The sequence below is a fragment of the Microbulbifer sp. ABH2_005 genome, assembly GCF_056160005.1.
On sequence record NZ_JBSWWI010000001.1, the window covers coordinates 3,435,489 to 3,450,584 of the forward strand.

At 41.6% G+C, this 15,096-nt stretch carries 11 protein-coding genes; 1 reads left to right on the top strand and 10 read right to left on the bottom strand.

The features are described from left to right. Nucleotides 1-5: 5 nt before the first annotated feature. From ACXAFI_RS14905 to ACXAFI_RS14950, 10 genes are all read right to left on the bottom strand, one after another. On the bottom strand, nt 6-1,169 hold the full coding sequence (locus ACXAFI_RS14905) for a glycosyltransferase (protein ID WP_475109443.1): 1,164 nt from the start codon (nt 1,167-1,169) through the stop codon (nt 6-8). Further along, nucleotides 1,162-4,986, bottom strand: coding sequence for a glycosyltransferase (locus ACXAFI_RS14910; RefSeq protein WP_475109444.1), 3,825 nt, complete (start codon nt 4,984-4,986; stop codon nt 1,162-1,164). The genes ACXAFI_RS14905 and ACXAFI_RS14910 overlap by 8 nt, the downstream gene beginning before the upstream one ends. A gap of 75 nt (nt 4,987-5,061) precedes the next feature. After that, nucleotides 5,062-6,342, bottom strand: a complete 1,281-nt coding sequence (wecC, locus tag ACXAFI_RS14915) for a UDP-N-acetyl-D-mannosamine dehydrogenase (protein WP_475109445.1) — start codon at nt 6,340-6,342, stop codon at nt 5,062-5,064. A gap of 62 nt (nt 6,343-6,404) precedes the next feature. Beyond that, a complete protein-coding gene (wecB, locus tag ACXAFI_RS14920) occupies nt 6,405-7,544 on the bottom strand; it encodes a non-hydrolyzing UDP-N-acetylglucosamine 2-epimerase (RefSeq protein WP_475109446.1) in 1,140 nt (379 codons plus the stop codon). Nucleotides 7,545-7,577: 33 nt separating this feature from the next. Next, complete coding sequence (locus ACXAFI_RS14925) at nt 7,578-8,039, bottom strand: hypothetical protein (protein ID WP_475109447.1); 462 nt, start codon at nt 8,037-8,039, stop codon at nt 7,578-7,580. Nucleotides 8,040-8,743: 704 nt separating this feature from the next. Next, nucleotides 8,744-9,658 carry a glucose-1-phosphate thymidylyltransferase RfbA gene (rfbA, locus tag ACXAFI_RS14930; protein WP_475109448.1) on the bottom strand — a complete coding sequence of 305 codons (915 nt, stop codon included), beginning with the start codon at nt 9,656-9,658 and terminating at the stop codon, nt 8,744-8,746. A gap of 150 nt (nt 9,659-9,808) precedes the next feature. Continuing rightward, complete coding sequence (locus ACXAFI_RS14935) at nt 9,809-11,530, bottom strand: polysaccharide biosynthesis/export family protein (protein WP_475109449.1); 1,722 nt, start codon at nt 11,528-11,530, stop codon at nt 9,809-9,811. Nucleotides 11,531-11,533: 3 nt separating this feature from the next. Continuing rightward, on the bottom strand, nt 11,534-12,769 hold the full coding sequence (locus ACXAFI_RS14940) for a KpsE/RkpR family capsule polysaccharide export protein (RefSeq protein WP_475109450.1): 1,236 nt from the start codon (nt 12,767-12,769) through the stop codon (nt 11,534-11,536). Nucleotides 12,770-12,772: 3 nt separating this feature from the next. After that, nucleotides 12,773-13,480 carry an ABC transporter ATP-binding protein gene (locus tag ACXAFI_RS14945; protein WP_475109451.1) on the bottom strand — a complete coding sequence of 236 codons (708 nt, stop codon included), beginning with the start codon at nt 13,478-13,480 and terminating at the stop codon, nt 12,773-12,775. Then, the gene (locus tag ACXAFI_RS14950) at nt 13,477-14,223 is read right to left on the bottom strand and encodes an ABC transporter permease (protein ID WP_475109452.1); all 747 of its coding nucleotides are present in this window, start codon (nt 14,221-14,223) and stop codon (nt 13,477-13,479) included. Before ACXAFI_RS14950 ends, ACXAFI_RS14945 begins: the two co-directional genes overlap by 4 nt. Nucleotides 14,224-14,818: 595 nt before the next feature. On the opposite strand from ACXAFI_RS14950, the gene ACXAFI_RS14955 reads away from it, so the two are divergent. Continuing rightward, nucleotides 14,819-14,980, top strand: a complete 162-nt coding sequence (locus ACXAFI_RS14955; protein ID WP_475109453.1) for a transposase — start codon at nt 14,819-14,821, stop codon at nt 14,978-14,980. Nucleotides 14,981-15,096 lie beyond the last annotated feature (116 nt).

Genomic DNA, 15,096 nt, shown 5'->3' on the forward strand with positions numbered 1-15,096 from the left:
AACCTCTATTGCGCTACTAACTTGTAAACATTATTAAAAAACATTTCCGAAACTCTTTTTGGATATAGTTCTTTTCTTTTTCTCCTCACAAAAGGCCTCAGATCTGCGCTACCTACGCATAGCACTCTCTCCATCGTCTCAATCAGCTCGTGATCGTGATTAATGCTATATCCAAAAGCGCAGTTTGCCTTTATCAAGTCAGCAAATCCTCCTTCATCAGGGCCAATCACAGGCAACTCGAAAGTCAAAGCCATTAAAGCAGCTCCGGAATTCATTGTCCTACGATAAGGAAATACAGCAACATCTGATGATCTAAAGCAAACTTGCAATTTCTCATGCGGGACCGGAGTCATATCCAGGATAACATCGTCTTTTCCCTCTCCCCAGATCCTTATTTTTTCCACCAACTCTTTATCAGACGGTAGACCGGCAATAATCAGCCTTACTTTATTCTGCGACCTCCCCCTTATGCTGTCATAAGCAGCCATCAGGCGGTCATAACCCTTGTAAGCCATAATCGCGCCGAAGGAGAGAAAGACAAACTCATCCTCAGCGATTTGTAGCTGTCTTCTTGCCTTTTCCCGGGAGATTTCATCCGGTTGCGCCCCTTCATAGGTTGGGTGAGGGACAAGAAACATTTTGTTTTCATCCAGCGTGTAGTACTGCTCTGTCAATTTTGCACTATCACTGGCCATCACATGTAGCGCATCGGCCGCATCCGCCATCAATTGGTGGATTTTCCTATCTTGTTTTTCCCAGACGGTTTCATGCGGCATAACATTGTGAACAGTCCAGACAATTTTGTGACCATTCTCCTTTATCCTCTGAATCAGTTTTTCCCAATAAATTACCGCTTCATTAGCTTCATCTTCGGTCTTGGCTTGCTTAGTTTTGTCATGAAGCCAATGAAAATGGCAAACCACTCTACCTGGCCAGGGAATTACTCCACACAAGTCGAGTTTATGGATAGGTAATATACTAATGTTAAACTTATCATGGGCGGAGTACAGCAATGCCTGGTATTGGTTTCTCTGTGCCACCGGCCCATAGGCAAGTACGAAGTGGTCATCAGAGTTGTCAAAAAGCTCTGAGTTAATTACGTTGCGATTTTTGGATAGCTCCGCACAGCTCTGCCAAAGCTTTTCGGGAAGATCGATGACATTAAGCATGAACGGCCTCCTTTTCATCTTTTTTTGCCTGTGCTATTAAACGGTGATAAATTGACTCATAGCGTTTCGCATTGGCACTCCAGGTACGTTCCGCAAAAACCCACTCCCTTGCCGTTCTCACTTTTCTCTTCCGCATGGCCGGATCATTGATATAGCTCTGCAGCTTCTCAACCAAACTTTCCACATCCGCAGGCTTGGCGACAAGTCCTCTCTCCTCATTGGTTCCCACAATCTCTTTCAAGGCAGGAAGGTCCGTGACGATGATAGGCCTCTCCAACGCCATAGCTTCGTAAGGTTTGAGCGGCGTAACCCAATCTGCGGCATAGTCAGGGATACGCGGGATAACGAACAGGTCAATCGCTTTGTAGTAGGAGTCAATCTCACTGTGATCGACTTCCCCCGGAAAGCAAACCAATGTTCCAAGCCCCAACTCGGCGGTTAACTGTTGCAGGCTGTCACGCTCTGGGCCACTTCCAACTAACAGCCCTCTGATATCCAATCCTGTTATTTTTCGCAGCTCATGGATCGCCCTGATGAGGTATTGATGTCCTTCACGGCGAGACATGTTCGAGATGTAGCCCACAACAAAGTCAGCGCCCTGAAGCTCCGGGAGTTCTGCCGGCTTAAACTCTTTCCCTAAGTACTTGGTTTCATCAATGGCGTTCGGCACAACCTCGATCTTTTTCGGAGAAATTCCGCGTTCTATGAGTATTTTCTTCATGCTGTAGGAAATCGTTGTCACAAAATCCGCCTCAGCCATACAAAAATCCTCCTTAATCACCCTGAGCTTGGTTTTCTCAAGACTCATAACGTCTTCGCGTACAGGTGTCCATGTGTGTTCATGAAAAGACCTAACTTCATACAGCAGGGGCAAACCCGTAATCCTCTTTAACGCCAAGGCTTGAAGCGCGAGCTCATACCCACGCACACCTGAGGCGGCATGGATTACGCTAGCTCCTCGAAACTTTAGAATCTTGGCAATATGAAACGCCGAATAGGTCGTACGGTCGGGAAGCGATACCCCTCTCAGGCCATCTGTATTGGCCCCGATTCTAAAATGCTCAATTCCTTTAATCTCCTCATGATTCTTTGAATGGGAGATGCCAGCTGACTTTGGGTACCCAATAGGGGTGATGATGTACGGATCAATACCAATTCTTTGCTGGGAGAGTGCTGTGTTCAGGCAGCGGATAGCCCCGCCAGTATTTTCATAGGGATAGGCTGTCTTGTGCAGGTGAGCCACCGTCAGCTTTCCTGTCTCTTTCACCTTGACGATTTTATCGCCGAAGGTTAAATCCGGCACCCAAGCGCGATCCAGCTCCACCATCTCCTGAACCGCCCCATTAAGTTGTAACAAATCGTTCGGGTGTTTGGACAGTTCATATCTGTAATTCAGCAATGCAAGCCGTAAGCTGGTGGCACCTTCCTTGTGGACAAAGGCCTCCACGGCTTTAATCCATTGTACGCCCGGTATCGCCAGGCTGATCCAACAGGCCACATCTTCAATTCTGACTTTTCCTATCTTTGCTTTTTTTAACTGCACTTTTCCATTGGTGCTAAAAGAAACAATATCTACATCAATCTTGCTTATCCCTTCAGGAAGGGTGAACGCTAGCACTCGGCGAGGCCCTTTGGATATCGACGTGTCAACATACAGATACTGTGGGTACGCTCTAGAAGACGCGAAGCCTGGCAGCTTTTCTTTCAGCCATTTTCCCTTGGCATCCAAAAACCTGAAGCTTGCGACTATTCCTTTGGGGTTACCTCCCGCTTCATCTTCAGCATCTAGTTCAAGGTAATACTGTCCACTAACCTCGATTTTTTTTTCAATGGTATAGATTCCTTTTGGTGACAGTGTCGCTACTGGAGCACGGAGCAGTGTTGTACTGCTAGCCTTATGAATGACTTCAAGAAACGCATTCCAGTTATCACTGTCTTCCGGATAGAGGTAGTAGCTTTGATCGGAAAATTTCTGGCAGGCTTGCTCTATAGCATATTTTTCAGCAAAATTCATACTCGAAAAATAGCTCGGAATATCTTTATTCAGAAATATATTACTGTAGTAAAGCTGCTCTTTAATAACTGGCAAAGACAATTTCTTTGCAGCAATTATTGCAGGTAACGAAGAAGTAAAATCGCCAGCAGCAATAACGATTGCTGGCCGATGCGCCCTGAAGACCTTGATGTAAATCTCCACATCAGCTTTCAGACGAGAGTCTGTATACTTTGAGTTAGTACCCTCTAAACTCAAGCTCTGGATGTACGGAACGCCGCCCAACATAGTTTCGCGCTGCAAGGTCTCATAACTACTATTCACCTCTCGAAATTGCTCACATCTCACGAAGCATAGAGGTTCAAAGCCACTTGTCTTGAGTGATTTCGCTACCTGATGTGTTCGCTTGGCGTACCCGTTCTGCGTGCAATTCTGACCATGACTGACAACTAAAGCCACACGCCCTTGAATGGGTTCAGCAATAGGTCTAGTAGGCTGTTCGAGCATCTGGTTAGCCAAGTGGATAATGTCGCCTACATTAATGGCTGAATTAGCCTGGATGACTTGCTCGCTCTCCGGGTTCTCATCCCGCAATACCTTTGACAATGCCCTCACTTGTTCAATCATTGTCAGTATCCTGGGTGAAGGCACAGCATCTCTCATTGCCTTTCGAATACTATTCACCAAGCTATCCGCCTTATCTGCCTCAAATATGACTATATCGTCATACTTAGCCGCAGTTTCTGCCAAAGCGACCACATCAGACACCACCAGCCTCTTACCATATGCCAGCGCCTCAGTCGTCTTCATTGTCGAAACCAATTCGCACACAGGTAGTTTCTTTCGCGGGATCACCACCACATCAATCAGTGAGTAATAGTCTGAAATATGCTCGTGAGGCACGCGGCCTACTTGGATCAGCCAGGGTTTGTCCGCTAATACTCTCTGAGCACCAACAATTAAATTTACTGGCTGTTCATCTCCCACCAGCAGCAGCTTGAATTTCTCGCCCTGCTTGCTCAGCTCGATACAGGCATCAATAAGTGTATCCAGCCCCTCATAAAAGTTGAAGCTGCCCACATAACCCACCACCTTGTCATCTGGACTAATACCCAACTGCTTCCTAAACGCCGGATCAGCACTTTTGATCTTGGGCGGCTCACTGATGCCGTTGGGTACGATGTGGATCTTGTCGATATCCACACCACGTCCAGCCAGCTCTGTCTTCATTGGCTGGTTGAGTGTGAATACTTTTAAGGCACGCCTGCCAAGGAAAGCCTCACGCTCAGCCTCAATTTTAAATGCCGGGCTATTCTCAAAGCCTGGCTCGCGTGCCGCTCGAGAAAGCTCCGAGAAATCCCGTACTTCATTATAAAAAGGCAAACCAAGGCGCTTGGCCACAATCCATGCAGGCAGTCCTACGATATAGTCAGAAGCAGCCAGTACCGCCGCAGGTCGATAAACTTGAAATAACTCAGCAAAGCACGCCACGCTGGTTTCCAGGTGAGCCCTCTCATCATTAGGAGGTCGATCTTTAAGCCATCGGCTATGGATATATCGCACCCCGTTAACTATTACTTCCGGCGCTACTGAATTTTTTTTAACGTCCAATTCCCACGGTCGTCCAGGACGAACAAAACATAGCGTGTCGAAGCCGTGTTCATTCAGGGCTTTGGCAATTCCCTGGGTTCGCACCGCATAACCATTACTGGCATAACTTTGTCCATGGCTAACCATGTAGGCTATGCGGTCAGAAATTGGGGAATACACTCCATTCACAGAGTAATCTGCAAGTTTTATAGCGTGTTTTAACAGTACATCCATAAAAAATCCTGTCCGGCGGTTAGCAAACTGACGAAAACAGTTAGGTGTGAGTGGCCAGAATGGCTCGCTCGAGAATTAGCTAAGAAGACCCACGGCGTCGATGACGATGCTCTTTGCTGCCACGGATTCAATGTGCTCCATAAAAGGGCTGTGCTTGACCAGTACACAGACCACATCTGATTCAGATAATGACTGCTCTAGAGAGGCAAGCTCAACATTCATGTACTTGAGGCTTCCGGGCAATGAATTAATATTGGGCTCGACAACCTGTACTTGGCAACCGAGTTCAGCAACGGTATTTGCAATACTCAACGCAGGGCTTTCCCGGAGGTCATCAATATCCGGCTTAAATGCAATGCCCAGACAGGCCACGGTAATATCGCGAGAGGTATAACCCGGGTTTTCCTGATGCAACCGCTGTAGAGCTTCTTTGACCTGGTTCAGTACCCATTGGGGCTTATCCTCGTTGACTTCACGCGCAGTGCGGATCAGTTTCGCCTCTTCAGGACAAGAATCGACAATAAACCAAGGGTCTACTGCTATACAGTGACCACCAACCCCCGCTCCAGGCTTAAGAATGTCGACTCTCGGATGCCGGTTCGCCAGGGAGATCAACTCCCATACATTAATATCCAGCTTATTACAGATAACAGATAACTCATTGGCAAAGGCGATATTCACATCCCGAAAACTATTCTCGGTAAGCTTGGTCATTTCGGCAGTGCGGGCCGAGGTAATCAGACACTCCCCCTCCACAAAAACCTGATAGAGGGCCTTGGCTACCTCCGAGCACTTTGGTGTCATGCCGCCGATTACACGATCATTCTCAACCAGTTCACGAACCACATGTCCAGGGAGTACCCGCTCTGGGCAGTGGGCTATACGGATGTCTGAGAGCTCTCCATGTGTCTGAGGGAAGGTTAAGTCAGGACGGGCATCTGCAAGCCATGAAGACATTTTCTCAGTCGCTCCCACTGGTGAAGTCGACTCCAGTACAACTAGATCACCAACTTTTAACACCGGAGCCAAAGCTTTGGATGCCGCCTGAATATAACTGAGATCCGCCTTGTGGTGTTTCCCCTCGTCAACTGAAATAAAAGGTGTGGGAACAGCGATCATAAATGCATCAGCTGGTTGAGGCTTAGTGTTTGCGTGTAAATAACCTTCTGTCACTGCCGCATGTACAATCATGTCCAATTCAGGCTCTACGATATGAATATGACCGTTATTGATCGTATCCACAGCATGCTGGTTTACATCTACACCAATCACTTTTTTGCGTCTTGAAGCGATAACAGCCGCTGTAGGCAAACCAATATATCCCAAGCCAATGACAGAAATAGTTTCGAATTTCATAAATATCCCTATATATAAATTCTTCCCACTCACCAGACATAAAGAAGTTAATTTTTTTACCGTTATCCCTTACTCATTAGCTTTTGATAATCGACTAGAACTTTCATGATCCGGTAGCATGCCTCACCATCACCATAAGGATTATGTGCGAAACTCATTTTTTTATATTCTTCACTGTTAGTAAGCAGAGTGGTAATTTCCTGGGTAATAATGCCGATCTCAGTCCCAACCAATTTTACAGTACCTGCCTCAACAGCTTCGGGGCGCTCAGTGGTATCCCGCATCACTAATACGGGCTTCCCTAATGATGGAGCTTCTTCTTGAATACCACCAGAGTCGGTCAAAATAATGTTTGATTTATTCATCAGATAAACAAATGGCAGGTAATCTAAGGGCTCAATCAAGTGTATATTTTCTATATTCTTTAACAGGCGATTAACGGGTTCAAGGACATTCGGATTCAAGTGAACCGGGTATACTATTTGACATTCTGGGTGATTATTGGCTATTAATACCAATGCTTGGCAAATACGTTCAAATCCACCACCGAAGCTTTCTCGTCTATGTCCAGTCACCAAAATTAGTTTTCGTGTTTCATCAACGAATCTAAATTTCTCATGCATTTCCTCGAAAATCGATTGATCGCTATCTAGCTTACTCACTATCTGCATTAAGGCATCAATTACTGTATTTCCAGTAACAAAAATCTTATCCTCACTTACTCCCTCCCTTAACAGGTTGTTTTTTGATTTTTCCGTTGGAGAAAAGTGTAGCGCTGTCAATACTCCAGTAAGTTTTCGATTTGCCTCTTCAGGCCAGGGTGAATAAAGATTACCCGTACGCAGCCCCGCTTCAACGTGACCAACAGGTATTTGTTGGTAATAAGCTGCTAAAGTGGTTGTAAACGTTGTTGCAGTATCACCATGTACCAACACTATATCTGGCTTTGCTACTTTCAATATTTCACGCATTTCCTGTAAAATGGCTGTACTTATATCAGTTAGATCCTGGCCCGGTCTCATCAAATTTAGATCATAATTCGGACTCAGTTCAAAAAGACTCAGTACTTGATCTAACATTTCTCTATGCTGTGCCGTTACACAGATCTCCACATAAAATCTAGGATCACTCTGAAGCTTCAGAGCCAGTGGTGCCATTTTTATTGCTTCGGGACGGGTTCCAAATACAATAAGTACATTCATATAAGTATTCCTTTACAAAAGCAAAATCTACACTTATCCATCCATAATCTGATATTCAAGCTCATGGCAACGACGGACATACTTTTCCAGAAGGCGTTGCGTTTCATTTAACTGGTAGACCACAGTATTCTTTGATTGTGCTTGTAGTTCACCTTCTTCACGAACTAAAATTTTACTTACATCAACACGATTCTCTCTTTTTGTATTCCATCCATTTTTTTTAACAGGGTGTATTTCCCTTCCTTCATGACGACCAAAACGTAAATAGTGAACTAGAGGATTTTGGTTACTCTGTACCACGTCTGGATAATTTTCTAGATAACTAACACCGCAAAATAAAGCTGAAGGACTTCGCCCCATTCGCCAACCATAGCGAAGGTAATGCTGTTCAGGCGTAAGCTTTATGCTCTCAACGTCTGAATGCCGAGATTTATACCAATCAGCATCAAAGAGAGGTGAATCCTTCAGTAATTGGACCTGATATTTCTCATCCATGTGATTTCACCATGAATTATCAATTAAAAACTTGAGCCTTGAAGTCAATTAATATTGGTTAATACCGCTCAATAACAGACTTATAAATGACATCGTCAAAAAACAAGAAAAACAGTCAATCAACTTAACTAAAATATTACCTTATGGATACAGCGAAGTATTTACATTCAAGATTATCGTCAACCTTTACTGGGCTTTCATGGAAGCTGAGCTATGCAACACAAAATTTATCACTGAGCGGTGATCAAATTTTTTATATATTTTTCCGTAAAAAATGGCTAAATTGCTCGAAATTTATAATAGGCAATATCTTTATAACCATCTTAGACGAAATATTACTCCTTATATTACTCTACTGAGCATCTATTTCATAAATTAAAATCAATATTTGTTAAACAGTGCATGCTCTTTATATTTACCCATAGAGAGAAAAATTATCTAGTAAATCAACTTACATACTAAATGTCTAACTAAAAAGGCGCCAAACTTTCTAAGTGTTTATCCATTAGTACCAAATTGCCTTATTTTAATTTCAATATTGATATATTTTGACTTATTCATTAAGGATAAAGGTCAAATATAATTTACTTGATAGCTAAGCGGTCAAAAACCTTATTTTTCCCATAGTTTCATAATAATTCAAATTTATATTTGACTATCTATCTGCAAAATGGTAGAGGCAGTTCTACTGCACAAGAAAACCTTCAGCGCCCAAAAGCATGATCCCTATGGGATTCATCCAATAGTCTTATCAGGTACTCTCCGTAACCACTTTTCATTAATAGCTTGGCTTGGCTCATAAGTTCATTGGCAGAGATAAATCCCTTACGAAACGCCACCTCTTCTGGACATGCAATTTTAAGACCTTGCCGGCGCTCAATCGTTTGTACAAAATGCGCAGCCGCGAGTAAATTATCATGAGTCCCAGTATCTAGCCATGCGGATCCGCGCCCCATTAATTCAAGATTGAGCTCTCCACGATCAAGATAAATTTTATTTAGATCAGTGATTTCCAGTTCTCCGCGGCTACTTAACTTGATTTCTCTAACTAGTTCACAGACTTGATCATCATATAAATACAAGCCAGTAATCGCATAATTAGACTTTGGTTTTATAGGTTTTTCCTCAACGCTGACGACTTTACCATTGTTATTTAACTCAGCTACACCATAGATGCTAGGATCAGCGACTCGGTAACCAAATATCGTAGCGCCTTCATATCTCGAACTAGCTTTGTTTAATAGATCACTAAATTGGTGTGCATAAAAAATATTATCTCCTAAAATTAAGGCACTAGAGTGATTGCCGATATGAGCTCGACCTATAATAAAAGCTTCAGCAATACCGTTTGGAGAAGACTGTATTGCATAGGTTAAGTTTAATCCCCACTGAGATCCATCCCCCATTAATGCTTGAAATAAACTCTGATCTTGTGGTGTAGTAATAATTAGAATTTCGCGAATACCTGCCAACATTAATGTCGTTAGCGGATAGTAGATCATCGGCTTATCGTACACTGGCATCAGCTGTTTGCATATACCTTTTGTCAGTGGATACAATCGAGTGCCAGTTCCACCCGCTAGAATAATTCCTCTGCGTCCAGTATCAGTAGTATCCACAAATCCTCCAATTAATTTTGGTTTTAGCTAGTGGTTATAGTGATATGGAACGAATCACTAATTGATAATTGACCAACAAATCATTGTCAATTCGAATTCTTTAGATACAAGATTGTTCGGGAAACTTTATAACTAGCTTTTTTCAATCATCTAGAATGAAAGAACTGCTGCTGCACCTACAGCTATTCGGTAAAGAATTTCGGTAACATCTTTAGTAACCTGTAACTCACTGGAATGGATCTTAGGCATCACCATGATCTCATCGCCTGGTCGGAGTCTGCTTCCCAGTCGATTATCGAAGTCTCCGTCATCAATACGACTGATAGTTCCATCTAGATGTAAGATGACTAGTTCATCACGATTAGCATTATTAGCAAAACCTCCTGCTAGCTCTATATAGTCCTCCAAAGTATGTTTTCCATTATAGACAAGAGAGGTTGGAAAGATTACCTCTCCCACAACAGATATCGTTGAGGACTTCAAGGGGACTATCAACTGATCCCCATCCTCTAATATCATATCAATAGCATTAGGATTATTTGCAATAACCACTTGACCTCTGGGTTTTACTTTCCGGGCCTGCTTAATAAAATTTTGTATCATCAAGGCATTATCTTTTTGCGCATCTTTTTCAATATCAGTATTCGGTTGTCGTGTTAAAACTTCCATCTGTAGGGCATCTAAAGAACGATCTAGCGCGGCGCGCTGCTTCTCAGCAACACTTTTACGATAGAGCTGAATTGAATTTTTATCTGCATTCTCACGATATCTCAATTGCTCCAATAACTCTTCCAATGTTGCACCATAAGGTAAAATATAAGTTGCAGGTCCATCTAATTCACCAGAAACTTGAATTGAGATTGAGTGCACATCATTATCGCGAACCAACTCAACCAGGGCTCCAGGATATAGTTGAGTCGTCATTGCTTCATTCAAGGGAAGATAACTTGCCTGTTGTACACCATCTAAAACCTGGGTTATACGAGCAAAATTTGCTTGTGGATCAGGCTTGCTCACAAGTAGCATCTCGCCTAGCTGTGTATAAGGTCCATTAAATTCCATTTGTGCTGCCTGTTGAACGGCACCCTCAACCGACACTGAACCTTTACGAGCGCCGACAACAATCACATCGCCACTTCGTAGCTGTAATGCAGGCATTAGCCCCTCAACTAAAAAACTATATAAATTAACTTGTTGAATCAGTTCTCCATGGCGCATCACTTTGATATCAACAAAACTTCCACTTTGTGGGTCTATACCATCAGCACTATCTAAATAATAAAGAATGGAATCAGAATTAAATCCATTATAGAGGCCAGGTTTTTTCACATAACCCGTAACAAATACCTTAACTGGCTGGCTAGCTTCAAGGTTTGCATAAGCTTGTACATTATTCTTAAAAACTCGCTTCACATGGCGTAAGACGAAGTCATTTAATGACCCATTCTTGATTCCAGCAACATGCACAGGTCCAACCTCAGGAACAAAAATATTTCCCTTGGGATCTACTGGTAAAGTTGCACTAAAGCTGTAGGCGCCCCAAAGCTGTAAGTTGATCTGATCACCAATGGTGATTCGATAATCAGGATTAAAGCCATTGAATGGCTGATCTTTAAAAGCTCCCTGAAAAAGGGACTGTCCAAATACTGGCACTGCCGAATCAATTTCTTTGCTTATTGAGTTTAATTCATCAATCTGTTGAGTTTCCAGTGCAAGTGCTCTACCATAAATAAGCATTGCCAATAGGCCAATATTTAACCCTAGAATTTTTATATTCTCAGCAATCATGATTCTAGCTTTATTAATAATTTTTCCAAAAAGGCAGTATTTCTCTGCCCGCCTATTTACTTTTATTAATGCACTTATAAACATGAATCACATCCGATGATCTCGAATACTGGCATCAAGCATCGTTCCTATGCCATACAGCAATAATAGTATTATCATTAAACTTACTAGGTTATAGATTTTATGAGGATATTCAGCTTCCTGTGCAAGAGAAGGCTGAGTAACTACCATGAGGTGCTTTAACTTCCCAGAAGCTTCCATGCGCGCAGTTTCCAGCGCTTTCAGGGAGGCTGCATAAGCATCAGTTGCAAATTGCAAGTCCAATTCCAAGTTCTGAAAATGGGCACCTAGTGTATTGAGACGTTGCTCTCCTTTCTCATCGCCGATACCAACTAACCTAATTTTCTCTAGCTCAATTTGATTTTCCAAAGCTCCAATTTCTGATTTCATCGAAATTATCTGAGAAGAATCTGCATTTAAATAGCTTTTAGCTGCTGTAAGTTTGGCACGTTGTTCAGCTAAACGGGTCTCCAGCCCATGAATAATACTACTAATTCCCCTTGTTAATTCTTCAGGACTCACTACATTATTACTATTTTGAAAATCTAAAATATCTTGCTTTGTAACACGCAACTTATCTTGCATGATATCTACTTCACTCTTTACGAATGCAACTTGTTTTTCTGCAAGTTGATTACTTACTGAATTAACAAAATCTTCAGCTTTTTGAGTAACAGTTTCAACAAGTAATCTTGCAAAGGCTGGATCAAATGCCTGCATTTCTATAGCAATAATACCAGTAGCCTCATCATGACCTACAGCAATATGTTCACGGTAAAATTCTAAATATTCTTCTTGTGTTGCATTTTTGGATAGGCGAGAAAATATATCGTGAATATTACTCTGATAGTAATCTTTTAACTTAAGCTCCACATCAAGAAAAAGAGCCATATCTAATGATCGAATATAATTTACAACTAAGAAGGTATCTTGGTTATCTACACCCATACCAGGAATTAAAAAACTCATTGCAGAGGTTGAAACCCGCGAAGATGCTGTATCTTTTACAATAAGTTGAGTTCTACTCACGTAGCGCTCAGACACCCAAAAAAAGTAATATAGACTCACAAAAAATAAAGGTAATATTACAAAGAGAAAAAATAGAGAATATTTTTGGAAAAATACAAGTAAACCTAACTGGCTTCTTGCGTTTTTAACACGAGGCTTTAAGTCACTAATTTTTTGACAAAATATTAAAAATAGGTTGGGTAATATGTTTTTCTTTGTTTTCACTGCTAAAGTATTTTTAACATCTGTATTCATTTTTTATATAGTCACTACATTTGCTACTTCATTATCTTCTGCTTGAGAGTTTGGCAGCCCAGCTTGATACATGCCAATAGCCTCATCGATAGAATGGCATACCCTTACCTGACCTTCTTCAATATAGATACCTGCATCACAATTTTTCTTTAATGTAGTCATTGTATGAGTTACAATTATGAAGTTTGAAATTTTTCTTTTTTCAGCTATTACCCCTTCACATTTACTCCTAAAGTGGGCATCACCAACAGACATTACTTCGTCAACCAAATACACTTCAAAATCCACAGCGATACTTAGACCAAAGGCTAAACGTGAACGCATTCCTGAGGAATAACTCCTAACCGGAGCATCAAAGTAATTGCCAATTTCTGAAAACTCCCTTACTTGATCCATCACTTTGCGCTTTCTATTCCCCCAAATTCCATGAATTCCACAAACAAAAGCAACATTCTCTCTTCCTGTCATACTTCCCTGAAAACCACCTGACAGGCCCATAGGCCAGGAGATTCTTTGATTAGATAATACTCGACCAGAATCTGGGTAATCGATTCCTCCCATAATCTTTAAGAGGGTGGATTTACCAGCTCCATTACGACCTAGGATTCCTATATTTTTCCCTTCAGGAAAAATGGCATTCACATCTTGGAAAAGAACTTTTCGCCCATGAGGAGTACGAAAAGACTTGGTAAGATTTTCAAGCTTAATCATTGACTGCGAATCAAGTCACGCCAATAAGCCCGATATACGAGAAGTCCTAGGGAAAGCATGGCTACTGATGAGAATATAAAATATTTAAAATTAGAAAATTTTCCGTCATAACTTGCAAATAAACCTTCACGCGTCAACTCGATAACATGCACTAAAGGATTCCAAATTAAATATTGATGGTATTCTGCTGGTATCTGCTCTAACGAGAAAAAAACGCCTGAAATAAAATACAAAGGCCGAACAAACAAAGAAAGAACTTTCGATAACTCTGGTAGTTTTTCTCCAACAACACACATAGTCAGACTTACCCCAAGGGCAAAGCAAAAGAAGAGCACATTAACTTCAACCAGTAATAGAAAATCTCCAAAAGCTACCTTGATTTCAAACCAAGCTAAAATACTCAACAAAGTAATCATGCAAAGTATATAGATTGCAAATTCTAACAAAACCCTACTAAGCACAGCATCAAAGGGTCGTAACTGGCGATAATTGAATAAACCTCGATTAGAAGAAACTGCTGCGAGCCCCTTGGTGAAACAGTGACTGAAGAATAAAAATGGGGCAATTCCGCCAAGCATAAATAACGTAGTTGGAATTCCAGGATAGAAATTTCTTCCGCGAAAATTGAAGATTGCAGCTAGCATCATAATATGCAGGGCCGGTTCAAGCAGTGCCCATGCATACCCTAAGCGCCATTTTCCGAAACGGGTTTTTATCTCACGTACAAGTAGGGCATAGATCACATCCCTTTGAACTTGCCAAATTGTACGTGTAGTGGAGGGTCTCATAGCAACGATTTATAGATTAGTAATTGACAAATATATTTTGTTATTTTGAACAATGCTAACGTCACGTTTATTTATAGCTAAATTTCCCGATAATGCCACCAAAATTTTATGTTGGCGCTATACTCAACTATAAATTACAAAGTGAAACTTAATTTGACGTGTAAATGATCCAAGAAGCTGAAATATCACGTAATGATAAGACTTTTTGTACATCAGTATCATTTATGAAATTGCCCCTTTCAACGATTCTTATGCAGTATCCATGACTTGCCATAGGGTGAATATTATATCGACATCCATAAAACCTGAACTCTAGAGATGGCACTTAAAACTTTTTCTAAATACCTGATTTTACTACAAGCCAGTTTGCACTGTTATATACGCAAAGCACACATATCAAAGTTAGAGATGATTTAGACAATATTACTCTGACTAATATAGTTACATCTGAAATAAATTTTTACCCCAAAATTAAATTTAATCTGATTGTAGTGGTCTAATCCTATCGGACACTTTGCTAAGATGATAAAACTACCAATCGAGGTTAAGTATGACAACAAAAGGTACACGTCGGCATTTCAAGCCGGAGCCCAAGAAAGACTCCGTAGCCCTAATCTCCGAGCAAGGGTATTCGATTTCTAAGGCAGCTGAAGCACTTGGAACCACCACTAATAATCTACGACGCTGGATTAAGGGTCTGAAGCATGAATAAACTGGTGTGAGACTGGGCTCTGATGAGCGAGCTGAGTTAGACCGGCTGCAACATGAGGTAAAGCAGTTGCGTATAGAGAAGGAGATTCCAAAAAGGCCAGTGTAGGTTCAACCTAT

Bases quoted from the DNA above. Each gene is read 5' to 3' on its own strand.
- ACXAFI_RS14945 (WP_475109451.1), bottom strand. From the start codon at position 13,480: ATGATTAAGCTTGAAAATCTTACCAAGTCTTTTCGTACTCCTCATGGG.
- wecB (WP_475109446.1), bottom strand. From the start codon at position 7,544: ATGAATGTACTTATTGTATTTGGAACCCGTCCCGAAGCAATAAAAATG.
- wecC (WP_475109445.1), bottom strand. From the start codon at position 6,342: ATGAAATTCGAAACTATTTCTGTCATTGGCTTGGGATATATTGGTTTG.
- ACXAFI_RS14935 (WP_475109449.1), bottom strand. From the start codon at position 11,530: ATGTTTATAAGTGCATTAATAAAAGTAAATAGGCGGGCAGAGAAATAC.
- ACXAFI_RS14925 (WP_475109447.1), bottom strand. From the start codon at position 8,039: ATGGATGAGAAATATCAGGTCCAATTACTGAAGGATTCACCTCTCTTT.
- ACXAFI_RS14940 (WP_475109450.1), bottom strand. From the start codon at position 12,769: ATGAATACAGATGTTAAAAATACTTTAGCAGTGAAAACAAAGAAAAAC.
- ACXAFI_RS14905 (WP_475109443.1), bottom strand. From the start codon at position 1,169: ATGCTTAATGTCATCGATCTTCCCGAAAAGCTTTGGCAGAGCTGTGCG.
- ACXAFI_RS14910 (WP_475109444.1), bottom strand. From the start codon at position 4,986: ATGGATGTACTGTTAAAACACGCTATAAAACTTGCAGATTACTCTGTG.
- ACXAFI_RS14955 (WP_475109453.1), top strand. From the start codon at position 14,819: ATGACAACAAAAGGTACACGTCGGCATTTCAAGCCGGAGCCCAAGAAA.